19 protein-coding genes and 1 pseudogene are annotated in these 22,021 nt (G+C 67.8%); 7 read left to right on the top strand and 13 right to left on the bottom strand.

Translation table 11 applies throughout. From position 1 onward, the window contains the following. Positions 1-17: 17 nt before the first annotated feature. Together QF037_RS00425 and QF037_RS00420 are read left to right on the top strand one after the other, a co-directional pair. On the top strand, positions 18-1,340 hold the full coding sequence (locus QF037_RS00425) for an XRE family transcriptional regulator (RefSeq protein WP_307020669.1): 1,323 nt from the start codon (positions 18-20) through the stop codon (positions 1,338-1,340). Between the two features lie 264 nt (positions 1,341-1,604). Then, entirely contained in the window at positions 1,605-2,045 is a 441-nt protein-coding gene (locus QF037_RS00420; protein ID WP_307020667.1) for a helix-turn-helix domain-containing protein, read from the top strand. Between the two features lie 190 nt (positions 2,046-2,235). Here QF037_RS00420 and QF037_RS00415 read toward each other — a convergent pair whose 3' ends face one another. The 7 genes from QF037_RS00415 to QF037_RS00385 all read right to left on the bottom strand — a co-directional run bounded on the left by QF037_RS00415 (position 2,236) and on the right by QF037_RS00385 (position 8,131). Next, the gene (locus tag QF037_RS00415) at positions 2,236-3,486 is read right to left on the bottom strand and encodes an acyl-CoA dehydrogenase family protein (protein ID WP_307020664.1); all 1,251 of its coding nucleotides are present in this window, start codon (positions 3,484-3,486) and stop codon (positions 2,236-2,238) included. Positions 3,487-3,586: 100 nt separating this feature from the next. After that, the gene (locus QF037_RS00410; protein ID WP_307020662.1) at positions 3,587-4,234 is read right to left on the bottom strand and encodes a GAF domain-containing protein; all 648 of its coding nucleotides are present in this window, start codon (positions 4,232-4,234) and stop codon (positions 3,587-3,589) included. Then, entirely contained in the window at positions 4,234-4,782 is a 549-nt protein-coding gene (locus QF037_RS00405; RefSeq protein ID WP_307036912.1) for a GTP-binding protein, read from the bottom strand. Before QF037_RS00405 ends, QF037_RS00410 begins: the two co-directional genes overlap by 1 nt. Before the next feature lie 76 nt (positions 4,783-4,858). Next, positions 4,859-5,242, bottom strand: coding sequence for a DUF742 domain-containing protein (locus QF037_RS00400; protein WP_307020660.1), 384 nt, complete (start codon positions 5,240-5,242; stop codon positions 4,859-4,861). Then, a complete protein-coding gene (locus tag QF037_RS00395) occupies positions 5,239-5,673 on the bottom strand; it encodes a roadblock/LC7 domain-containing protein (RefSeq protein WP_307020658.1) in 435 nt (144 codons plus the stop codon). Before QF037_RS00395 ends, QF037_RS00400 begins: the two co-directional genes overlap by 4 nt. A 101-nt stretch (positions 5,674-5,774) precedes the next feature. Beyond that, on the bottom strand, positions 5,775-7,142 hold the full coding sequence (locus tag QF037_RS00390) for an ATP-binding protein (RefSeq protein ID WP_307020655.1): 1,368 nt from the start codon (positions 7,140-7,142) through the stop codon (positions 5,775-5,777). A gap of 191 nt (positions 7,143-7,333) precedes the next feature. Then, on the bottom strand, positions 7,334-8,131 hold the full coding sequence (locus tag QF037_RS00385) for a hypothetical protein (protein ID WP_307020653.1): 798 nt from the start codon (positions 8,129-8,131) through the stop codon (positions 7,334-7,336). Between the two features lie 188 nt (positions 8,132-8,319). On the opposite strand from QF037_RS00385, the gene QF037_RS00380 reads away from it, so the two are divergent. Then, a complete protein-coding gene (locus tag QF037_RS00380) occupies positions 8,320-9,546 on the top strand; it encodes a helix-turn-helix transcriptional regulator (protein WP_307020651.1) in 1,227 nt (408 codons plus the stop codon). Here QF037_RS00380 and QF037_RS00375 read toward each other — a convergent pair. From QF037_RS00375 to QF037_RS00365, 3 genes are all read right to left on the bottom strand, one after another. Beyond that, positions 9,527-10,189: an HAD family hydrolase gene (locus QF037_RS00375; protein WP_307020649.1), complete on the bottom strand. Its 663-nt coding sequence runs from the start codon at positions 10,187-10,189 to the stop codon at positions 9,527-9,529. The genes QF037_RS00380 and QF037_RS00375 overlap by 20 nt on opposite strands. 36 nt (positions 10,190-10,225) lie before the next feature. Next, a protein-coding gene (locus tag QF037_RS00370) for an IS5 family transposase (protein ID WP_444972127.1) occupies positions 10,226-11,019 on the bottom strand; the annotation gives its coding sequence in 2 pieces (ribosomal slippage) (positions 10,226-10,684 and positions 10,687-11,019; 792 coding nt in all). A 164-nt stretch (positions 11,020-11,183) separates the two neighbouring features. Further along, the gene (locus tag QF037_RS00365; protein ID WP_307020646.1) at positions 11,184-12,068 is read right to left on the bottom strand and encodes a hypothetical protein; all 885 of its coding nucleotides are present in this window, start codon (positions 12,066-12,068) and stop codon (positions 11,184-11,186) included. A 203-nt stretch (positions 12,069-12,271) separates the two neighbouring features. Here QF037_RS00365 and QF037_RS00360 point away from each other — a divergent pair, with 203 nt between their 5' ends. Next, positions 12,272-16,957, top strand: a complete 4,686-nt coding sequence (locus QF037_RS00360; protein WP_307020645.1) for a WD40 repeat domain-containing protein — start codon at positions 12,272-12,274, stop codon at positions 16,955-16,957. Positions 16,958-17,411: 454 nt separating this feature from the next. On the opposite strand, the gene QF037_RS00355 is transcribed toward QF037_RS00360, so the two are convergent. After that, on the bottom strand, positions 17,412-17,552 hold the full coding sequence (locus QF037_RS00355; RefSeq protein ID WP_307020644.1) for a hypothetical protein: 141 nt from the start codon (positions 17,550-17,552) through the stop codon (positions 17,412-17,414). 292 nt (positions 17,553-17,844) lie between these two features. Here QF037_RS00355 and QF037_RS50800 point away from each other — a divergent pair, with 292 nt between their 5' ends. Beyond that, complete coding sequence (locus QF037_RS50800) at positions 17,845-19,728, top strand: DUF2637 domain-containing protein (protein ID WP_373463626.1); 1,884 nt, start codon at positions 17,845-17,847, stop codon at positions 19,726-19,728. A gap of 321 nt (positions 19,729-20,049) precedes the next feature. Here the strand turns inward: QF037_RS50800 and QF037_RS00345 are convergent, their stop codons facing one another. Continuing rightward, positions 20,050-20,565: a hypothetical protein gene (locus QF037_RS00345; RefSeq protein ID WP_307020642.1), complete on the bottom strand. Its 516-nt coding sequence runs from the start codon at positions 20,563-20,565 to the stop codon at positions 20,050-20,052. Positions 20,566-20,699: 134 nt separating this feature from the next. On the opposite strand from QF037_RS00345, the pseudogene QF037_RS00340 reads away from it, so the two are divergent. After that, a pseudogene (locus QF037_RS00340) lies at positions 20,700-21,011 on the top strand (helix-turn-helix domain-containing protein); the annotation flags it as partial. On the opposite strand, the gene QF037_RS00335 reads toward QF037_RS00340, so the two are convergent. Then, entirely contained in the window at positions 20,986-21,183 is a 198-nt protein-coding gene (locus QF037_RS00335; protein WP_307020641.1) for a hypothetical protein, read from the bottom strand. The pseudogene QF037_RS00340 and the gene QF037_RS00335 overlap by 26 nt on opposite strands. 79 nt (positions 21,184-21,262) lie before the next feature. Here QF037_RS00335 and QF037_RS00330 point away from each other — a divergent pair, with 79 nt between their 5' ends. Then, positions 21,263-21,958, top strand: a complete 696-nt coding sequence (locus QF037_RS00330; protein ID WP_307020640.1) for a hypothetical protein — start codon at positions 21,263-21,265, stop codon at positions 21,956-21,958. The last annotated feature ends 63 nt before the right edge of the window (positions 21,959-22,021 follow it).

Genomic DNA, 22,021 nt, shown 5'->3' with positions numbered 1-22,021 from the left:
GGTGATTGGATGACAGCGTGGCCGACAAGACGCACCCGCTGGCGCAGGCCCGGATCGCGCGCGGGATGACAGGAGTTGATCTTGCCCGGGAGATCCGCCGGGCCGCCGAACGCCGCGATCTGAGATCGGGTGCGACCAAGCAACGCGTCTACAAGTGGGAGACAGAGGGCGTCACCCCCGATGCCGACTCGCAGGCCTACATCGCCGAAGTATTCGGGGTTCCTGCCGGAGCGGTGGATCCTCGCTCGTGGCCGCACTGGCTGCCGGGCGTCGGCGGCATGGTGATCCCCCTCGGTCCCAGCCCGGTGCCAGCCCTCCGAGAGGCCTTGCGAACGACTATGGAACGCTCCCGCCGCACCTTCCTGACCGCGATCTCCGGCACTGCTCTGGTCACGCTGGCCAGCACCTGGGCGTCGACCGATACCCAAGCCCTGACGAGCGAGTCGCTGCACGACACCAAAGCGGTCGGGGAGGATCTGGTCGCACTGCTCGAAGACACCAGCGCCCGGCTGACTGTGCAGGCAACCGAGCAGCGACAGCACACCGCACCCTTGATCGACGCGCTCCTCACCACGGTCACGGACATCATCGAAGGCAGCCGGTACAGCCAGCCGGTCAAAGTTCGCCTCCACGCACTCGCCGCAAGCCTGAGCCAGACCGTCGGCTGGCATCGCTTCGACTACGGGCTGCACGACGAGGCGAGCCAGTACTGGATCGCCGGCCTGCACAGCGCTCACACCGGAGGCGACCGAGACATGGGCGCCGCCCTGCTCGGCGACCTTGCTTATCAGGCCTCCTGGCGGGACGATCCGCCCACAGCCGCCGGCATCCTCGAACGAGCGCTTTCCGGGACCCGGCACCCGGCCGCCCAATCCCTTCTCCAGCTCCGGCTCGCGCGGGCCCTGGCGGCACAAGGCGAGCGGCGCGCCACCCTGCGGGCCCTCGGCGCCGCCGAACACCTTCTCGACGCTTCGTCGCGCGACCCTGTACCGGCATGGTGCGCGTGGATGTCCCAAGCCGACCTGGCTGTCGATTCCGGGCAGGCCCTGCTCGACCTCGGGGACACCCGCCGCGCGCACGAGCTCATCCGGCAAGGTCAGAACTTGCTGCCGACCAGCCGCGCCAAAACTCACGGCGTCTTCCTGACCTATCAGGCCAGGAGCCACCTCAACCTGGGGGAACCCGAACCCGCGGCAGCCGCCGCCCTGGAGGCTCTCCAAGTCGCCCACCGAATCGGCGCGCCCCGGTGCGTCGAGCTGGTGCAAGGACTCATTCCTCGTTTCGAGGCTCACGCTGGCGTCGAAGGTGTGCCCGAGCTGTTGGCCCTCGCCGCCGCGTGAGACACCCGCAGCCTCCGCAAAGGCTGCCAGCCCGACGCGTGCTGCGGATCCCGGGCCAGTGGCAAGTTGACCTGATGCGAGGCGTGCCCAGCGCTTCAAGTACCCGACCTCCCGCGACGACGAGTGAAGGAAGGCCGCTCGCGCGCGCCGACCACGACACAACGTCCGCCAGCTAGCGTCATTGAGCTCTCGCCGGGCAGGATGAGGCGATGGTGAGGGGCACTCACTCACGTTTTTGCCGAACTCCTGCAGAGGGATGGCACCTTGGAGAGCGAGGAGCGCGGTACGTTCACCGCTGAAATCACGCATTGGCGTACCGTTCGTGGTCTGTCCAAAAGGGCGTTGGCGGCTCGACTCAACGTTGACCACTCGTACGTCAGCCATCTCGAGGCCGGTCGCGAGCATGGCAGCGCCCATCTCGCTCGCCGGGCGGATGCGAAACTCGATGCCGGCGGGGCCTTGTGGTGTGCGTGGCAGCGGACCGACACCTCTTCGACGAAGGTTGAACCGGCCGGGCTTCCATCCAGCACGGCACAACTGCTGGTATTGGAAGACGATGCGGCTCTGGAGTTCGACGGCAACGCGTTCCACCTGCGGATGCGCCGATTGCTCCGCAATGACGGCGCGGACCCCGTCAGCCGCTACAACCCGGTGCCGGGCCGCGCTCCCCTAAGCGGCCCGGCACCGCGGCCGACACTCCGGTGACCAAGGAAAGCTGGACGGGATACGGGGCCGTTCAGCGCCGGGTGTTGACCCTTGTCCCCCGGTCACCGTCTTGCCGGGGGCGAGGGTGTGGGGCCCCCTGGCGCCGGCCGTGGGGGAACGGGATCGACGCCAGGGGTGCAGGGCCCGTGCGCGGCCGGGGAGTGGCAACGGGGGTGCCGCGCACGGGAGTTCATGCGGCGGTGGGCTGGCCTCTCGCCGCAGCGCTGGGGAGGGCTGTCAGCTGCTGGGACCAGTCGGTGGTGGGGGTGCCGAGGGCGGTGTTGGCGAGGTGGATGCGCTGGAACTCGCCGGTCCCGGCGGGCGCGTAGGTGTGCTGGACGTCCCGGAACAGGCGCTGTAACGCATAGTCGCCGTCGAGTGCGTGGGCCCCGTGCAGTTCCATGGCGTCGCGTCCGGTCGCGGCGGCGAGCTCGTGCCCTGTGTGCTTGGCGCCGATCAGAATGCTGTCGCACGGCAGGCCTCGGTCCAGAAGGTGCACGGCGTGGTAGCCGGTGCAGGAGGCTTGCTGCAGGCGTGCCTGCATGGCGCCGAGGCGGTCGCGGACGACCGGGAGGTCGGCGAGGTGGGCGCCGTAGCGCGGCCGGGCGCTGAGCCAGGTGGCGGTGGTGGAGACGAAGGCTTCGTGCAGGCCGAGGCTGAGGGCAGTGAGGTTGGGGCGCCCGTAAACGATGCTGCTGCTCTGCGCGACGTGCAGGCCCTGGCCCAGGTCGCCGAGCATCGCCATAGCGGGCACGCGTACCCGGTCCAGGATCAGGTGGCCGGCGCTGAAGCCGTGCAGGCCCAGGCGAGCCCGGTGAGGCGCCAGGCTCACCCCCTTACGGTCGTGCTCGACGAGGAACGCGGTCAGCGCCTTCGAGGCGGTGGTGTCGGCCGGGGCGGTGCGGGCGACGACGACGTGCAGGCCGGCGAGATGGCTGTTGCCGATGTGGAGTTTCTCGCCGCTGATCACCCACTGGCCGTTTCCCGTAGGGACGGCAATGGTCTCGATGCCGCCGATGTGCCCGCCGGTGTGCGGCTCGGTGACCGCGATCGACAGCAGCGCCGAGCCCTCGGCAGCGCGGGGGAGCCACTGGGCTTTCTGTTCGGGGGTGCCCCAGTGGCACAGGGCGCCGATGGGGATCAGGCCGGCTTGCAGGATGGCCGCGGCGGCAGCGGAGACCACGGCCAGGCGGTGGATCAGGATCGTGCGTGCGACGTGTCCGGCGCCCATGCCGCCGTATTCGGCCGGGATGGTGATGCCGAACCAGCCGAGCTTGGCCATGGTCTGGGGCAGCTTGCGTTCCACCTGGTGCGGGGCGGCTTCCATACGCTCCACGCGCGCGGCGGTCTCGCCGGTGGCGAACGCGTCAGCCTGCTCCCACAGCGGGAGGTGGGCGTCGGTCAGGAAGGGGGTCAGTGAGGCGGGTGGGGTGGTGGGCATGTCGTCTCCCTGTCCCTGAGCGAGGTCGCCGAGTGCGATGCGCCCGGCCTCTCAGGCGGCTGGCGGGGCGCGGATGAGGATGGGGCGGGGTCGCCGCGCGTCAGCGTGATAGCGCTTGGGCGGTCAGGGTCTGCACCACGGTGGTGCCGGTGTCCTTGACGATGTCGAGGAGGTGCTGGGCCTGGGCCAGGGGGCGGGGTTCGGGGTCGATGACACACACCGTCCCCCAGGCGACACCAGAGTCCGGGTCGATGAGGGGTGCGCCGAAGTAGGCGCGGATGCCGAGGGCGTCGGTGACGTGGTTGCCGGCGAAGCGGGGGCTGGCATACACGTCGGGTAACGGAAGAGCTCGTTGGCGGGCGATGACTTCCGGGCACCAGCCGTGGCGTCGGCTCATGCTGCGGCCCACCGGAATCAGCCCGCTGTCCGGCGGCGGCTGATGCAGGCCGATGAACGTCTGCTGGGACCAGAAGATGTTGACGAAGCCGTAGGCCAGCCCGGTCCGTTCGGCCATCTCCCGCGCCAGCTGGTCCATGCGATCGTCAGCCGCCGGGGCGATGTCGAGGCGTGCGATCACCTCCTGCCGCGCCTGCTCCACGGCGATCAGCTGCGCGGTGGCGGCGCTGATCGAGGCCGGTTGGTGGGCCAGCAGGCCGGGCGGCGCCATCACCGCCTCCCCGGGGGAAGCCAGCGGGCGAACACCGCTGAGGCCGGCTGCGGGGGAGTGCACGAGAGGCTGGTGGGTCATCACATGTCCAAGGGGGTCGTATTGGTGAGGCAGGTTAGAGCGTGGTCGACGAGGGTGACCAGGGCGGCCGCGACCTGGGTGGCCTCGCGGGCGTCGCAGCGCACCATCGGGATGTCGGGGGCGATGTCGAGGGCCTGGCGGACATCCTCGTGAGGGAAGAGGACGGCGCCGTCGAACGGGTTGATCGCGATGATGAACGGCAGTCGGATCTGTTCGAAGAACGACACCGCCAGGAAACTGTCCTCCAGTCGGCGGGTGTCGATCAGCACGACGGCGCCGATGGCTGCGCTGCACACGTCGTACCAGAGGTGGGAGAACCGCTGTTGCCCGGGCGTGCCGAACAGCAGCAGCTCAAAGGGGTGCGGGTCGGTGAAGCCGACGCGGCCGAAGTCGAACGCCACCGTCGTGGTTGTCTTGGAGGCCAGGTGGTCGAGGCGGTCGACCGGCAGGCTCGCTTCGGTGAGGCGTTCTTCGGTGGTCAGCGGCGGAATGTCGCTGATGGCACCGACCGCGGTGGTCTTCCCGGCCCCGAACCCACCGGCGATCACCACCTTGAACACCGTGCGGCCTGCGCCAGTCTCGGCATGCCCGTGCGCTGCGGGACCGTCAGGGCGGCAGGTTGGACTATTCATCGAGCCACTTCATCGTCAGGGCGGCGCGCAGCCGCAGGAGCAGGGCTTGGTCGGGATCGGGCGCGCTTTCGGTGGCGGGGATGAGGACGTGGGCGGCCAGGAGGTCGCTGATGAGGATCTTGGCGGGGGTCAGGCCGCAGCCCAGGGTGCCGGCCAGTTCGGCGACGGAGCGCGGCCGGGCCCGGCACAGGGCCGTGATCCGCCCGCACTCCTCCGGCAGCCCGGGCCCTGGGCGCCCGGTGCCGGGGTGCATCACCGACTCCAGACGCAGCCGGTATTGCGGCCGGGTACGGCCCCGGGTGAGCGCATAGGGCCGGACGAACGCCACCGTCTCCGGATCGGCCGCCACCGACAGGCGCCGCGCGGCGGGCGTCATCGTGTGGTGTCGGCCGGGAGAGTACGGACCGGGGTCAGCATGTGGGGCTCGAAGGCCGTGACCAGGCGCCCCATCTCGAAGCCCACGGTGCCGGCATCAGCCTCAGGAGTCGTCACCACGCACAGCACGGTGTCCACGAACTGCTGCCCGATCCCGTTGTGGCTGCCGAAGGCCGTGCTGCGGCCGGCGAACTGAATGAAGATCAGCGAGTCCGGGCGCTCAATGATGATCTGCCGCGGCAGGTGCTTCTCATGCCTTGGCCCGGTGATGCTGCCGCCCAGAGACGCCAGCCCGCACACAGCCGCCGCCAGTTCATCCGCCCAGTCTCTGTCGATGTCGCTGTCCAGTAAGGCCACGCCGTCACGCGAGGCCAGCACCGCATGGGTGGCACCGGCCACCTCATTCACGAACTCGCGCAACAGCCAGGCCATCGACTCCCGGTGCTCCCCGGTGCCGTCAGGGGTGGTTGCGGGATCACTGTGCGGAAGCATGCGGAGGACTCCAAAGAGAGAAGAGAGGGGTGGGGGAGGGCTTAGTGGGAGGCCGGAGGCTGGTGCGGCGGCGTGGGGGTGGTGGGGCTGGCGGCGCGGTAGGCGCTGCGGAAGGCACCCGCCAAACCCGTCGTAGCTGTCCCCGTGGGCACTGCCGCAGACGCCCCCGGAGGCGGCAGACCGGCCCCCTTCTTGCGCTGCGGCAGCCCGGTCGGACCCACGGTCGCAGCCGGAGCAGGAGCAGGAGCCGGGCCGGGACGCCGTTGAGCGGGAACGCGCGTGGGTCCTGCCGCGGTCTGGGGGACGGGGTCTGGCGCGCTGGGGGCTGTCAGGTCTTCGGCGTCGTCGTCCTGGATGGGGACGAGGAGGCGGCGGGGGATGACGACCAGGGCTGTGGTGCCGCCGAGGACGTTCTCGGACAGGGTGACGGTCAGGCCGTGCCGTTGTGCGATCTTGGCTGCGGTGAGCAGGCCGAAGTGGCCGCGGCGTACCTGGTCGCTGACGTCGATCGTGTCGGGCGCGGCGAGCAGCTGGTTGAGCTGGGCGCGCACTGGTGGCTGCATGCGCAGGGCGCGGTCCTCCACCTCGATGGCCAGCCCCACCGGAACCGGCTGCGCCCGCACCATCACCCGGGTTTCGGGGGCGGAGAAGCGGCAGCCGTTCTCGATCAGTTCGGCCAGCAGGTGCGACAGGTCCGGCCCCACCTGCTGCGCCAGCCCGATCGAGGCCCCGGCCTGACCCGCCACCACGTCGACGCGGGGGTAGGCCACCACCTCCGAGACCGCGCCGCGCAGCACCACCGACACCGACACCGGCCGCCTGGTAGCGCGCAGCGACTGACCTCCCAGCACACCCGTGCTCTCCACCTGCCGCCGAATCCGGGTCACCAGATGGTCCAGCTGGTAGATGCGGTGCAGGAGTTCGGCGTCGTCGGTCGCGCCCTCCAGATCCGACAGCGCGGCCAGCGCCTTCTCCACCAGCGCATGTTCACGCTGTGCCAGGCGGCGCAGCACCTCCAGCAGCACCGCCGACTGCCGACTGGCGTGCACCTCGGCCAGAGAGCACACCACCCGCTCCTGCAGTTCGCCCAGCAGCCGCTTCACCTCTGACGTCGCAGGCTCATCGCCTGCCGTCGGCACGAACACGAACGGGGAGGGGATTCCTTCCCCGCGCAGAAGCGCATCGACCGCCGCCTGCGTGGCCTTCTCCACCTCGGCGACGGCGTCCTGCACGCCCGCCAACTGGCCGTCGAAGTGGTGCTGGACTGCCCGGGATGCTGTCCTCGTGCGGCCCCAAGCGATCAGGCCGCTCACGCCGAGACCGCAGGCCATCGCGCCAAGGATGCTCCCCGGAGGTACGGGCAGGGTCCACCAGGCCAGGGCGGCGGAGCCGAGTAAGGCGCCGTCCACCAATCGTGGCGGTAAGACTGCGGCGCGGATCTGATCGTGCAGGCCGCGGTGCACCGGATCGCCCCGTCTCCTCCTGTGCCGGCGGGGGGTTGCGGCGGTGGCGGGGGATACGCCGTCAGACATGACAATCCTCAACAACGGGTGTGGATGAATGGCAACAGGGCGGTGCAGCGCGGGAGCCGCTTCGGCGGTCAGGGCGACGGCGGGAGTACAGCCTTGACGGTCTTGCCGATGACCTCGCCGTCGCCGCCGCGCAGCAGATCCCAGGACAAACGCCCCCTGGCGTGGGCGATCCACCACAGACCCGTCACCGGCGGATAGCCGTCGGTGCCCTGGCCGACGATCTCGTCAAAGCCCGGGAAGTCCGGGAGGGCGTCGTCGACCTCGATGATCAGATCGCCGTGTCGGCTCGGGCAGATCAGCCGGATGGGAACCATGCGGTCCGGGAAGAGCTTCGCGTGCCGGACCACGTTGTCCATAAGGTGGCCGCAGACCCGCGTGGCGACGTCGATGTTGCCCGGCCAGCGCGCCACCGTCAGCCGCGGCCGCACCCGCAACCGAACGTTGGAACCGACGAACTCATCCCCCTTCAACCGGTCCTCCCACCGGTACGCGGGCTGACCGCCGTTCTCGCGGCAGTCCTCAAGCGCTGCGCGCAGGGCACGTGCGTCTGTCAGCCAGCCGCCGTCTCCAGGACAGATTCGCCAGTGAGGGCCCGGGCCGCTCGTGCAGCGCACGGGGGGAATCACCACTGTGCCTCCACCGCCGATCGCGCGGGTGTGCTCGACCTCCCACTGCGCTGCGGTGCCTGCAGGGACGAAGTAGTAGACGACTTTCGTGTGGGGATCCTCGGCGACGGCTCCGCAGCGGCCACCCAGGATCGTCATCGCAGCGACGCCGAGCGGCTGTGGCACGCGGATCGCATCCCAGTCCTGACCGGCGTCGTACAGCGCGAACCCGGCGGCGATCGATAAACGGTTGGTCGGCATCACGGCTCCTTGAAGCGCCGACGAGTAGGTGGGCTCCAGCGTGGCCGTCGTGAGCGTCGCAAACGAGGGCTTTGAGAGGTCTTTCAAGTGCCTCTAATAGGACTTTTGTTGGGCTAGCGAGGTGATGACTAGCCAGATAGAGGGCCTGAGGTGACACTGACTGCAGTGTTCGAGATGGAGGTGCAGCAGTGCCACGGCCCACAGGCAACAATCGACTCAAGGCGGCCCGGGTGGCGGCCGGTTTCAGCTCACAACAGGCCCTCGCCGACGCACTCGGCGTCGGAGTCCGCCAAGTACGGCGCTGGGAATCTGACAACCCGCCGTGGCCGCAGCCGGAACAGGCGCAGGCTCTCACGCGTGAACTCGGCCAGGAACTGGAAGCGCTGGGCTTCGCCGCACCGCACAGCCTCCAGCCCGACCGCGGTCGTCGCACCGTCTTGGCCGCGACGGCGGCAGCAGTCGGGCTCGCGGCTGTCCCCACGCAGTCGGTCGCGACTCAACCCGCCACCGTGGCTGCGGACTTCGAGGCTGTCACCCGCTCTCATCGGCATCTCTACTGGTCCGTCGCCCCCGCCATCTTGCACCCCTCCACCGTTGCCCACGCCGCACTCGGGTGCGCACTGCTCACCGAAACCGTGGGCAAGACCAGGCGGTCGGTTGCTGCAGCACTGGCCGAGACCTACCTGCTCGCCGGGCGCATTGAGTTCTTCGACATGCGCGAGCCCGATCGTGCAGGACAAACCCTGCTGCGCGCGCTGCAGGCCGCCGGCGAAGCCGATGACTCCTTGCTGGGTGCGGCAACCCTCGCCCACGCAGCGTTCGTGCCCGGCTGGGAAGGACGTCGTGACGACGCTGTCGAACGCATGGTGGCCGCGCGCACCTATGCGCGGCGCGCTCCCGCGTCCGCCGAGTTGCTGGCGTGGCTGGATGCGGTTGAGGCGGAGTGTGAAACCCGGTGCGGTAACACGCGTACCGCGCTCCATCTGATCGGACACGCCGAAGACGTGCTGGCCGCCGGCTCTGAGAACGTGAGCCCACCGTGGCTGGACTGGTTCAGCCCGGTCCGGCTGGCGGCTTTCAAAGGCAACACGCAGTTGAAAGCTGGGCACTTGCCGCAGGCGCGCGACACTCTGCTGGGGGTTCTGTCTGCCCTGGAACCGAGCGAGGAGAAGCAACTGACCGTTGTCCTTGGGGACCTCGCTGCAGTCGAGGCGGCAGCGGGCCGGCCGGAAGAGGCGTGCGCGTATGCGTTTCGGGCCCTCGATCAGCTGGAGCGGACCTGGTACGCGACAGGCATGGACCGGGTTCGGGAGGTGCGGCGCACGCTAGCGCCGCACCAGCACGAACGATGTGTACGGGATCTCGACGACCGGTTGTACGGCTGGTCGACGACCGTCAGCGCGTTGAGCCGTTGAAGTTCTTGATCAGATCGGACAGCTCCGAGAGGCTCTCGACACGGAACGTCGGGAGCTTTTCGGCTTCCTCGGTCCGCCACTGAATCGTCGCCCACGGACCTCGGTGGACCAGCGCGGTGAGCATCCCGGCAGCTACTGCTGGCCGCAAGTCGTTGTCGACACGATCGCCGACGTAGAGAATCTCGTCGTTGCTGAAGGGAACGACCTTGGCAACACACCGAAAGAACTCAGGGTCCGGCTTGCTGGCACCCCAGTCGTCCGAGGTGCCGATCAGATCGACGTCGGTCGAGAACAGCTCCCGCAGGAGCTGGCCGGCCCGGACGGTCTGGTTACCCGCGATGCCCAACCACAAGCCGTCCGCGCGCAGCTGTGCCAACGCGGGGCGAACGTCCTCGTAGAGGTCGTCCTCGCCGAACGTCTCCGGTTGCCCAGCGGCTGCCCGCTGCTCGCGTTCCTCGTACAGGTCGAAGCCGGGCCGAAACTCCTGGAACACTTCGCGGTAGTCGCGCCCTTGTGCGATGACCGCGCCGAACATCGCGTGGAAGGTGTGCCGGGGCACGTCGAGCCAGTCGGCCCATGTCCCGTACTCCCGGGTCTCGTCCACCAGGCACTCACCGACATCGAACACCACTGCACGAATCATGACGGCAGGGTAGCGGGGCAGCGTTAAGAAGTCGTCTCATTTGGCAAGTCGGCGGTAGCAAATGAGGGCGCAGGCGATGGCCGTGAAGGCCAGGAAGTGTTCCGCCTTGCGCTCGTAGCGGCGATGGAGGCGCCGGCATCCGGCGAGCCAGGCCATGGTGCGCTCTATTTTCCAACGGTGGCGGCCCAGTCGTTGCGAGGTCTCGATGCCCTTGCGTGCGATGCGATGGGTGATGCCCCGCTCACGTAACCATCGGCGCAGGTAGTCGTAGTCATAGCCCTTGTCGGCGTGGAGTTTGGCGGGCTTGCGCCGACGGGGACCACGGCGGGAGCGGATCGGCGGGATCCCCCGCACGAGCGGCTGAAGGGCCTGACTGTCGTGGAGGTTGACGCCCGAGATGCCGACGGAGATGGGCAGACCGGTCCGCTCGGTGATCAGGTGGATTTTCGAGCCCTTCTTGCCCCGATCTACAGGATTCGGACCTGTCAGGTCCCCCCTTTCAGGGCCCGCATGTTCACCGAGTCAATCGCACACCGCGACCAGTCCAGGTCTCCACGCGCACCGAGCTCGTCGAGCACCAGGCGGTGCAGCCTGGCCCAGACCCGGGCCCGGCTCCACTCGCTGAACCGGCGGTGCGCGGTCGGCCCCGACGGGCCGAACGACGGAGGCAACTGCTTCCACGTACACCCTGACGTGGCCACGAACACAATCGCGGCCAGCACCTCTCGATTCCCGTACCGCCGACGGCCACCACCCTGGGGCCGCGTCGGAGCGGGTGGCACCACCCGCTCGAACAGCTCCCACAGCTCATCCGGCACCAGACGCTCCACGATGTCCACGACCGCAGACTATCGAACACGCCAAATGAGATGTCTTCTAAGGTCCTCCGGGCGGTGGGGGACGACGACGGCGTCTCCGTCTTCAAGCTCATCCAGGAGAGCCAGACCCTGGGCCTGTTCCTTGCGTGTCCGCTCCGGCTGTGGCCGTCCCGTAGTCAGGAGAGATACGGTGCCATGGCCGCGGCGGTCAGCCCGTTCGCGAGGTAACCCTTCAAGCTGTGAAAACCCAGGATCCCGGTGTCGGTGTCCGCGTGTGCATCGACTGGGAACATCCCACCCAACTCGGGCGGCAGTGCGACCAGGTCGCCCGGATCGGCGATGTTCACCCACTGTCTGACGCCCGCAGGTCGCCTTCCGCGTCCGTCGATCGGCTCCGGTTCCAGTTTCCGCGCGAGTCCGGGCAACCCCAGCGGCGAGCCGACCGTCACTAGCAGCTCCACTTCAAGCTCCGGGTAAGCGTGCAAAGCCTCCCATGCGACGACCGAACCGAGTGAGTGCGCTACCACCACCTGCGGCTGGTGCTCCCTGATCGTCTCCGCCACAACTGCCCGCGCCGCGCGTCGGCGTTCCGGGCGGGAGACGTAGGAGTCGGTGTCGCGGATCATGGCGACGACCACCCGTTCGACCACATCCATCAGACGACGACGGGCTCGCGCCCCCAGCCCGTTGGTGCCCGGATGCTCGTGCGCCAGCCATCCCACGGCCAGCCGCACCGGTGCGAGCCACCCGGCCTGTGCCTCCGTCGGCTCCGGAACCCCCGCAAGCAGCAGCCATTCCCAGGCCTCGAGTAGCTGCTCGTGCGAGAGGTCCTCCAGGCGGTCCGCATGTCCGCCGGACTGCTCGTCGAGTGGGGCGTTCGTCAGCAGGTGTGCGTAGTACGCCATGGCGATGTCCGGCACAGGCACATGAGTCAGCTGTGCTGCCATCAGGCCCTGCCTCAAGGTCTCCCGGTACTCCGAGCTCTTCGCCGCAGCGGCTTCCTGCGGAGCCAGGCCGGAGACGAGATTCCAGATACCGTGCACCAGTACCACCGCGGCCATAGGACACCCTCGCTACACTTGGCCCGACATCCGACTCGACTCCTTGCCGTCGGCAGTACCGCACAGCCCTTTCGCGCCTGCCGAATCGTGCTTCTCAGGCATGCTTGCACATTGGCGACCAACACACCGCGCCACGACTGAACTCGGGCCCGAAATAGCACCGAATCGCTCCCGGCGTGCTGCTCAGCTGCCAGGATGTGCACTTGGCCCGTGAGGCCGACTGCGACGGGGTGGTGGCAACAAGGATGGTCCGTACCTGGGTACTTGGCGCCGGCGACTTTCCGACGGTGATGCCCACCGAGGACGAACAGGCAGCCGGGGAAGTAGAGTTCGGCCCGCTCAAGAGTGTGAGGCCCGCCCTGACCGAGTTGGCCCGAGCGCTGCTGCGCATACCCGGCCTTGAAGTCGGTCCCGCTCTGATCGATCCTGAAAAGAAGACGGTAGAGCCTCTGTGGACGGCTCTCTTGGAGAGTGCGCCGGGCGAACCCCTGCTAGTGCATTTCACCGGCCACGGCGAAACGTACAAGGGTGACCTGTATTTGGCTGTCAAAGGCAGCCAACGGAACAAATCCACACTGCGTAAAACGTCGCTCAGCATGACACAGCTCTTGGGCGACGTTGAGGGATCGGAGTTGGTAGGGGAAGTTCTGTTCCTGCTGGACGTATGCGGCGCAGGTCAGGCGGTGGCGGCCCAGATGGCCCAGGACATCGCCGAACAGGACCGCAAAGCCTGGGTAATCGCTGCCTGTGCAGCCGATCAAAGCGCGTTCCGGTCTCGCTTCACGCTTGCGGCTGCCACGGTCTTCGAGCGCCTGGCGAAGGGCTGGCTGGACGTCTCTCCGGCTCTCACGCACGTGCCGCTGGAAACCCTCGCTGCCGAGATCGACCTGGAACTGATCCGTACATGCGCAGCCGAGGAGTCCGCGTACGCGCAGACGGTGATCCTGACTCCGCACTTGGCGGCTTCCGCTCCTCCTCCTCCGTTCTTCCGTAACCGTGCCTACTCCGATCATCCATCGGGTCGCTACCGGTCACGGGTGGAATCTGCGCTCTGGCAGTTCGCCGCAGAAGCCTCGTTGGGATTAGACCCCGTTCACTTCGTCACTCGCGCCTCTGGCAGCTCACCCGGCTGGGCGGACTCGGGGCAGTGTCTCTTCTACGGCCGTAAAGAAGAGCGAGCGACCATCAACCGCTGGCTGGAGAACAACGACGGTGACGAGCCCCCACTGCTGGTGGTCACCGGTATCGCGGGATCAGGGAAGTCCGCGCTCCTTGGCATTACCGCATGCCTTACACACCGGCAACTGGCTCCGGTAGCGGATGCCGTCCATAGTCGTATCGATGTGGGGGAGAGACCTCGTCCGAACGCCCGTGTGCTGGCCGTCCATGCCCGCCAACTTTCGACCTTCGAAGTCATGAGGTCTCTTCTGAGCCAACTCAGGAACCTGGACACGGACCTTGACTCGCGTCGGTTCTCGGGCGTGGCGAAAGGCCACTCACTTCGTCCCGAAGAACTGTTTGGCGACGCGCGGTCGCATGATGAGGCCTGGCGCGAACTCGCCGAAGAACTGCGGCTGGCGGGGCCGACCGTTGTGATCGTCGACGCGCTCGACGAAGCTAACGATCCATTGGCCCTTCTGCGTAACGTGCTGTTGCCACTGGCCGAGAAAGAGAGCGGTCCCGCCCCACCCGAATGCCGTGTGGTGATCGGGACGCGTCGTGGCGTCGAGAGTATGGATGCCCTCGATACCGCTGTCGCACGGACAGGACGGCTTCTGGACCTCGACAAGGTCCCGGCTAAGCGGCTCACAAATGACCTGAAAGGCTATTTGCGAGCGCTACTGTGGTCGGACGGCCGGTATTCCGAGTCCGCTGCGGGTGCCATCGCGGCAAACCTCTCTCGGTCCACCGAACACGGCGGATTCCTTCTCGCCGCCCTGTATGCCGACCATCTGCGGAATCTCACCATCACGCTGACAGACAGTGAGGCCGCCGAACAAGTACCCCTAACTCTCAGTGGGATGTTCGACCTTCACCTCACCACGCTGGCCGACGAGATGCCGTGGGTGAGGCCGGTCCTGGCGGCGTTAGGCCACGCACGAGGCCAGGGGATGCCAGCCAGCCTGCTCCACGCCCTCGCCCTCGACCGCGGCAGATGCACGAACCCGCAGGGGGCGGAGCCCGATGTGCAAGCCACGTTGGATGCCCTAGCCACCTCGGGCTTCTATCTGCGTGCCGCAACTGACACGGACGGTCGCCGTCTGTACCGGTACTTTCACGAAAGCCTCGCCGAACACACGGCTCGACTGGCAAAACCTCGCGAGGTCTTCGACGCCTTGCTCAGCACAGTCACACCCGGCCCGGCGGACGCTGGACCTGTCTGGCACCTGGCACCCCCCTACCTGCTCCGGCACTTGGCCGAACACGCAGTGGCTGCCAATGCCCTCGATGAGCTCCTCACGGATCCGGAATTCCTCGTCCTTGCTGATCCCGAGCACCTTGCCCCATTGCTCGATCGAGCCCGTTCCCTGCAAGCAGTCCAGTGTGCGGAAATCTATCGGCCCACCGCTCACCACCCCATGCGGCACATCCTGGAGGCGCGCCGCAGTCTGCTCGCGTTGCAGGCCACGGCTTGGCGCAACCCCAGCCTTGCTGAGGCCTGGGCCTCGCTGCGGATCGATCACCGGCGCCTTCCCGCGCTACCGATCTGGACCACCCACCAGCGCTCGGAGACGCTGCGCCGACACCACACGATGACCGACCAGGGCCCCTGGGTTATCTCCGTTTCTACCGTCACCCTGGACGGCCGTCCCACAGCGGTTGTCGCCGCCGACGACGGATCAATCACCGTGTGGTCCCTCGACAGCGGGCGCCGGATCCACCATCTCGTCGACCCAGGCTCCTGGACGCTCGGCGTCGCGACGATCGAGGGGGCAGGCCGGTCCCTGGCACTGAGCGGCGGAAAAGGCGGCACGGCCACGGTCTGGGACCTGGCAACCGGCCAGCTCGTCGGAACACCTACGAGCCACTCCCCGGACGTCAAGGCCGTGGCAACCCTCGCGCTGGACGACCGGCTCCTCGGAATGACAGCCGGCCGTGGTGGCACAGTGGTCGTGCGGGACCTGAGGACGTGCACCCGTCTGCACGTCCTCGCCGGCCACGGCTCTGCGGTAGTGGAGATCGCCGCTTTCGCCGTGGAAGATCAGGCGTTGGGCGTCACCACCTCCGCCGATGGCACCGTGGCCGTCTGGGACCTATGTACCGGACACCTGATCCGCACCTTCAGGAACAACGGAGCCGCAGCGATCGCCTCGACCATCACCAGCGTGGACGGACGCGCCTGCGTGGTGGCGGGCGGCCGAGAGCACTCAGCTGTGGTGTGGGACCTGGCTTCAGGGCGGCGTGTGCATACCTTGGTCGGCCATCGCGGCGCGGTGAACGCGGTGGGTACCACCACATTGGACGGCCGCCCCAGCGCTGTCACCGCTGGCGCGGACGGCACTGCGATCGTCTGGGACCTCAGCAGCGGGCAATCCGTTCATACGCTCGTCGGCCATGCCGGCTCGGTGAACGCGGTGGTCACCAGGACACTGAACGGCCGCCCCAGCGCCGTCACCGCCGGCGCGGACGGCACCGCGATCGTCTGGGACCTCACCACCTATGAACGTGTACACACGCTGGTGGGCCACGGGGGAACGGTCAGCGCGCTCGACACGGGAGTCGTCGACGGCGTCCCCTACGCCGTCACCGGTGGTCGCGGCGGCACCGCCTTCGCTTGGAATCTGGTCACTGGGCAGAAGACACACACGTTCTCCGGTCAAGCGGGGGCAAGAAGCGCTGCGGTGATTTCGGACGACGGGCGGCTGATCTTCACATGTGGCCGTGGAGGCGCGCCGACGGCCCGCGAGCTGGACACCGGCCGGCACGTTCGTACCTTCGTCGAACGCGGTACATCCATCAACGCATTGGCGAGCGTCTCGGTGGACGGCGAGCACTGGGTGGTTGCGACGAGCAATGACGGCACGGTGACGGCTTGGGAGCCGAGTTCTCGCTCTGATCCCGTCGACCGCACATCTTCCGCGTCGCAACGCGACCCCGACCGAGACAGCCGCATCCTCATCAGACACACCGACGCGATGACCGGCGCGGCAGCGGCCTTGCTGCACAACCAACCCGTTGCAGTGACCGGTGCACGCGACGGAGCGGTTGCCCTGTGGAGTCTCTCCAACGGCGAACGGCTGGCTACCTTTCCGGGACACAAGGACGCCGTGCATTCAGTAGTCATCGCTGTGGTCGGCAGTAGGCCGCTGGCCGTGACCGCCAGCCGAGACGCTCGTGTGCTCGTGTGGGACCTGGCCCGGGGGCGGCAGGTGGATGAGTTCGTCGGACACCGTGATGCGGTTAACGTCATGGAGCATTTCGTACTGGGTGACCGGTCGCTGATCATCACGGGGGGAGTCGACGGCACCACCTTTGTGTGGAACCTGGCCACCAGGCAGCGTGTGGCGGCTTTGAAGGGGCACATCGGTTCTGTGAACGCGGTGGCGACTCTGGTCAATGAGAATCAAGCGCTGATCGTTACTGCTGGAGACGACGGAACAGCTCGAGTGTGGGATCTCGCCTCAGGAGTATGTGTGCATCGCCTGGGGCACGAGGGAAGAGCGGTGAACGCGGTCGCGGCAGCGGTGGTGGGCGGACGCACACTCATCGCCACCGGTGTAGGCGAATCGGCGATGATCTGGGACCTCAGCGGCGAGTCCGCACAATCGCACACGCTGGCATTCCCAAACACCTGTACTCGGCTGGCGGCAACCAGCCGGTATCTGGTGGTCAGCCATGGCTTCGACGTCACACGTCTGTCCTGGCAGGTCGCACCACGCCAGGTGTGAGCGGTCGTGGCCGCTGAGCCTGCGGGGCCTCGCAATAGCCGCGGGCGCCGCAAGGTAGTCGCGCTCACACAGCCTCTCGGCTGCACTACGCATCTCGTAGTGCCTCTCGCACCACGCGTACGCGGTGCTCGGATGCACCGTCTGGAACAGCGGCCGGTCCGGGTGGGCGAGGATCTGTCGCGTGTGGCAGTTCTCGATGACGCCATGAAGCCCGCGGCCGTCGGTGTGTTGAGTGAGATCGCACCCCAACGACGAGGGGCTTCGCCACGTCACCGCCCCTGACCAGCCTGGCTCACTCGACAGCCCAGAATGACAGAGGTTCAGTGATTCGTGGCCCCACTGGGCAGTCGGGGCTGGGCCCACCAGTGACGGCGGTGGGTTACCTCTCGTCGGCTACCTGGTCAACTGCGTCGAGCAGCGAGTCCACCAGTTCCTCATGACGCTGACGTTCCACTCACTGTGACGGGCTGGACAGCACGATGCCCTTCGCCTCGCCCAGGGCGGTGGGGCCCGCGCCGAGCAGCTCGCGCGTGACGATGACCGCGTCCAGCACAGTCACCCCGCGGTCGCTCAGCAGCTGCTGCACGGCGTCCATTCCCGCATGTGAGCCAAGCAGCGGCAGGCACTCCGTGACGAGAGCGCAGATCCGCTCAGCGCGAGGTGGATCAAGCGGCATCGGCTTCTCCCCCCTCGGTCTGGTGGGGCCAAAATACCCTGTCCCAAAGCCCGTCCCGAGATCGAGAAATGGGGCCGAATCAGGTTGACGCCGGGCCAGTTGAGACTGACGGAGCCGAGTCCTCCTGCACGGCGCGTAATCCTCTCCCGCCGCCAGGCTGTGCATGACAGAGTGTCATGTGTTCGCTAGTGCGATCGAAGGGGGAGTAGGGGTGGCCGCGCCGTTACAGCTGACACGGACGCACCGGGTACTGATCGGCGTCGTCGTGTTCGGTGCCGTCGTGATCGCTGGTATCGGCTTCGCGGGTTCCTACGCGGCGGTCCGTGAGTTGGCTCTGCAGAAGGGCTTCGGGAACTTCTCTTACGTCTTCCCGGTCGGTATCGATGCGGGTATCTGTGTCCTGCTGGCTCTGGATCTGTTGCTGACGTGGGCCCGTATCCCGTTCCCGCTGCTGCGTCAGACGGCGTGGCTCCTGACGGCGGCGACGATCGCCTTCAACGGTGGGGCCGCCTGGCCGGATCCACTCGGCGTCGGCATGCACGCGGTGATCCCGGTCCTGTTCGTGGTCTCGGTCGAGGCAGCCCGGCACGCGATCGGCCGGATCGCGGACATCACTGCGGATAAGCACATGGAGGGTGTCCGGCTCACCCGCTGGCTGCTGTCCCCGGGGCCGACGTTCCTGCTGTGGCGGCGGATGAAGCTGTGGGAGCTGCGTTCCTACGAGCAGGTGATCAAGCTGGAGCAGGAGCGCCTGGTCTACCAGGCCAGTCTCCGGTCCCGGTTCGGCCGCGTCTGGCGCCGCAAGGCACCTGTGGAAGCCCTGATGCCGCTGCGGTTGGCCCGCTACGGTGTCCCGCTCGCCGAGACGGCTCCCGCCGGTCTCGCCGCCGCCGGCATCGTGGAGTCGCCGATCGAGTTCACCTTCGCTGTCGAACGGGCACCCGCTCCAACACCCGCTGAGGATCCCGCCCTCGAGCCCGCGGCACGCGCCGAGGGCGAACCGGTCGAGCTGAGCGGTGAGGCACCACACACCACAGATCAAGCCCCACTCGGGAGGGCGGGACAGGCGCCCGAGGTAGAGCAGACGGACGAGGCCGAGGGCTTTGCTGCGGCCTACCAGGCCTGGATCGCGAACTTCCAGACCGCGCCCTCCGCAGCCCAGTTCGCGTACTGGCTCCAGGACCACGGCATCACCACCGCCGCCGGTGGACTTCTCACCGACGCCCAGCTGCAGCCCCTGCTGAAGGTCCTGAACCAGCGCTACGGTCCGACACCCGAGCCCATCGCCGCGGTGCAGCAGGCGGACGATGAACTGTCCTGGTACGACTACTTCTACAACTCCTGGCTTGCGTATGCGCAGGAGCACGGCGCATACCCCGATGCTGGCGCCCTCGCCGCGTACGTCTACGGGCGGGATCAGATCGCCGGCCCCGGTGGCCGCCCCCTCACGGGCGCCGACCTTCAGGGCTTTGTCGAGGACTTCCAGCAGCGCGCGTTCCCCGAGTCGGCCCCGCCCGTCGAAGTCCCAGCCGGCGACTCCCGTGAGCAGCACGCCGACGAGCTTGCGTCGGGCAACGACGAGACAACCGAGTCCGCGCCCGCCGGCGCAGGTGCACAAGCGGCCAAGAACCAGCGTGGCCTTCGGGCCAGCGCCCCCATCGATGGCCCGGCGCCGAACGAGGACCCGTCAGCCGGGGAAGCCGTCGGGCTGAGCACCGTTGACCGGTACTACCTGGCGTGGGCGGAGTACCAGGCGCAGCGCAGTGAAGAACCTGCGTCCTCGACGGTGGAGGCTGAGGAACTGTCCGTCTACCTCGCGGACGAAAAGGGCTTGCGCGGCCGCGGCGGCAAGCCGGTCAGTGCCGGCAACCTGCGCCGCTACCTGCTGCCGTTCCGGATCTACCGCCTGTGGGCCGAGCAGCGCCTGCGCAGCCAGACCCCCTCTCTGGAGGCCGTTGCGCAGGAGTGTGCTGCGCAGGGGATCACGGCGCAGCACCACCGGCCCATCACCGCCGCCTACATCGCCGGCCAGGTCGACGACTTCGAACGGCGCTGGCAGGCCCTCCCCCGCCACCACGCGCAGAACCAGCAGTGAAACCGGCCTTGCCCGGCAGTTGTGCAAGGGCCGATCCCGTCCACCCTTCCAGGTCGCCTGCGCAGCCTTTAGGGCGGATAGGGACGGCTTTTCTGGCCGGAGTAGGAACACGGTGGGTAGGGCCGTCCGACCTCTGCGGAAAAGCCTTCAGAAGCCCACCCGGAGCAGCGGTGGCCCGACTGGTGTGCCGTCTGCCGATAACACTACAGATTCTCTCAGGCACCCGGGCAGCTCACCCGGTCCGGTGGCCACTCGGCCATTGCCGGCGTTGGGACTAGAACGGAGGGTGGGAGTGAGGGCCTTCGTCACGTCGTGGAGTGGTCAGTTGTGTGTGCCGTACCAGGTCCAACGTGAGGACTCGATGCCGGGCTGGGCGTAGGTGGTGGAGTAGACGGCGTCACCGTTCGCTGAGGTACGCAGGTGGCTGGCCGAGAGCCAGGGGACGTTGGTGATCATGTTGCTGTCAGCGCTCCAGTACTGTCCGTCATTGCCTGTGTTGCAGGGGCTCGTCCAGACGGCGTTCGTGTCGGTCTTCCAGTCCGTGGTGAGGCAAAGGTCGCCGGTGACGTACCAGGCCTTCAGCTGGCGGAGGGTGACGCCGCTGGTGTTGTCGGTCCACGAAGCACCCCAATACCAGGCGACGGTTGCCCCGTCACAGGGGCCCGACCAGACGTTGCTGGTCGTGCCGGAGTAGGTGAGGCAGTTGCCCTCGAAGGCGTTCTGGTACACCCAGCGGGTGGTCGTCGCGGACGCGGTGGACATTGCGCCCGCCACGGTGAGCATGAGGGCGGCGAACATCATGGGCAGCGTCAGTCTCAGAGTCTTCAGAGATTTCATGATCGCGAAAATTGGGAGATCCTTTAGAGTGGTAGATGCGGAGATCTAATTGACAGTGATCATCGCTCGAGCCGAGAGGCCGGTCAACGCTTTTCCGTGGAAGGGCGACACAGAGCCAACACTGTGTGGACTCATTGCGCAGATCCGGCTCCTCGCTGCTCGTCCAGCGAGGCCGGCCGTGGCGATTGCCGCTCGAGGACCGGGTGTTGCTGGTGGCGACGTACTGGCGCACGAATCTGACGTTGCGGCAGGTGGCGCCGCTGTTCGGTGTCTCCAAGTCGGCTGCGGACCGGATTCTGGACCATCTCGCGCCGTTGCTGGCGATCTCACCGGCCCGCCGCAGACGGGAAGACACGGTCAACATCGTCGACGGCACCCTGGTCCCCACGCGAGACCGCACCATCGCGGCCTCTCGTAGAATCAGCCGCACCCGGCATCGAAGAGTTCGCGGATGAGGTCCTGAGTCTCCGTCTCAAGATCGCAGTCGAGTGTCTGGTTGATGTGTTGGATTCGGGTGATGGTGGTGTGCAGGCCGGAGCGGTTTGCGGCCGTGTGCTCGATGCGCATCAGGTCCCGGTAGAGCAACTCGGCGCTGTTGTCGGCGCCGATGCCGATCATGACGGCTCGTCTGGCCGCGCTGAGGTGGTGCAGTGGGCCACGTGGGTAGGGCGTTCCGGCCGCCTCGTATGCTGCGCGGATGAGTGATCAGAGGATGGACGCGCCCGTGGCGGGTGGCGTCGGGGATGCGGCCGGGGCTGGAGTGCCCGCTTCAGGTGGGCAGCGCACGTCAAGGAGCGCCGGGGCGTCCGTACTTGCCACGCTGTGGGTGGTGCTGGTCGCCTGGGGGATCGCCGCCGGCAACACCGCACTCGCCTACGTCACGCTGGGCATGGACTTCATCCCGATCGCGGCGGGCGTGCTCGGCTGCCTGGTCTTCGTGATCGTGCTGCGGCTGCTCCACAGGGCGTGGTGGCTCGCCGTCCTGTCCGTGGTCCCCGCGCTCTTCATTCTCGTCGGGTCCGTCCAGTACGCCCCCGAGGCGGCGCTGGAGCGACGTGGCGTCCGCGAGAGCGTCACGATCACCGCGGACAGCGCGGCGGGAACGGCGAGCAAGAACCACCGGTTCACACTGGTCGGGCCGGGCGGTGAACTCGACGAGACCCTCGAGTACCGGGGGAGCAACCCCGGTTACCGGGTGGGCGACCGCATCGAGATCCTCCGCGACCCGGAAGGCGCCGTCCCCCTGGAGGACGCCGTGGACGTCGACCCCGAAGGCAGGCTCGGCGGCCTCGTCGCGGGAGTCGCCGCATGGACGGGCATGACGCTGCTCGCGGGCTGGCGCGGCCATGTGCGCCGACGGGAGAACCGCCGGGCGTGGAGCGGCACGATCTAGGAAGGCACGGGCGACGGGGGCCCCGTGCAGGACAGGGACTTGGGGACGGCGCCGTCGCAGCCC

Source organism: Streptomyces canus, assembly GCF_030815415.1.
GTDB lineage: Bacteria > Actinomycetota > Actinomycetes > Streptomycetales > Streptomycetaceae > Streptomyces > Streptomyces canus_F.
This window is presented reverse-complemented; position numbering and strand designations above follow the sequence as displayed.

What these genes read in the sequence shown, in the direction of transcription:
- QF037_RS00395 (WP_307020658.1), bottom strand. Translation starts at nt 5,673, where the DNA reads ATGGCCTGGCTGTTGCGCGAGTTCGTGAATGAGGTGGCCGGTGCCACC.
- QF037_RS00375 (WP_307020649.1), bottom strand. Translation starts at nt 10,189, where the DNA reads ATGATTCGTGCAGTGGTGTTCGATGTCGGTGAGTGCCTGGTGGACGAG.
- QF037_RS00335 (WP_307020641.1), bottom strand. Translation starts at nt 21,183, where the DNA reads ATGATCGGCATCGGCGCCGACAACAGCGCCGAGTTGCTCTACCGGGAC.
- QF037_RS00410 (WP_307020662.1), bottom strand. Translation starts at nt 4,234, where the DNA reads ATGACCCACCAGCCTCTCGTGCACTCCCCCGCAGCCGGCCTCAGCGGT.
- QF037_RS00365 (WP_307020646.1), bottom strand. Translation starts at nt 12,068, where the DNA reads ATGGCCGCGGTGGTACTGGTGCACGGTATCTGGAATCTCGTCTCCGGC.
- QF037_RS00345 (WP_307020642.1), bottom strand. Translation starts at nt 20,565, where the DNA reads ATGAAATCTCTGAAGACTCTGAGACTGACGCTGCCCATGATGTTCGCC.
- QF037_RS00415 (WP_307020664.1), bottom strand. Translation starts at nt 3,486, where the DNA reads ATGCCCACCACCCCACCCGCCTCACTGACCCCCTTCCTGACCGACGCC.
- QF037_RS00400 (WP_307020660.1), bottom strand. Translation starts at nt 5,242, where the DNA reads ATGACGCCCGCCGCGCGGCGCCTGTCGGTGGCGGCCGATCCGGAGACG.
- QF037_RS00330 (WP_307020640.1), top strand. Translation starts at nt 21,263, where the DNA reads ATGAGTGATCAGAGGATGGACGCGCCCGTGGCGGGTGGCGTCGGGGAT.
- QF037_RS00355 (WP_307020644.1), bottom strand. Translation starts at nt 17,552, where the DNA reads ATGGACGCCGTGCAGCAGCTGCTGAGCGACCGCGGGGTGACTGTGCTG.
- QF037_RS00385 (WP_307020653.1), bottom strand. Translation starts at nt 8,131, where the DNA reads ATGCCGACCAACCGTTTATCGATCGCCGCCGGGTTCGCGCTGTACGAC.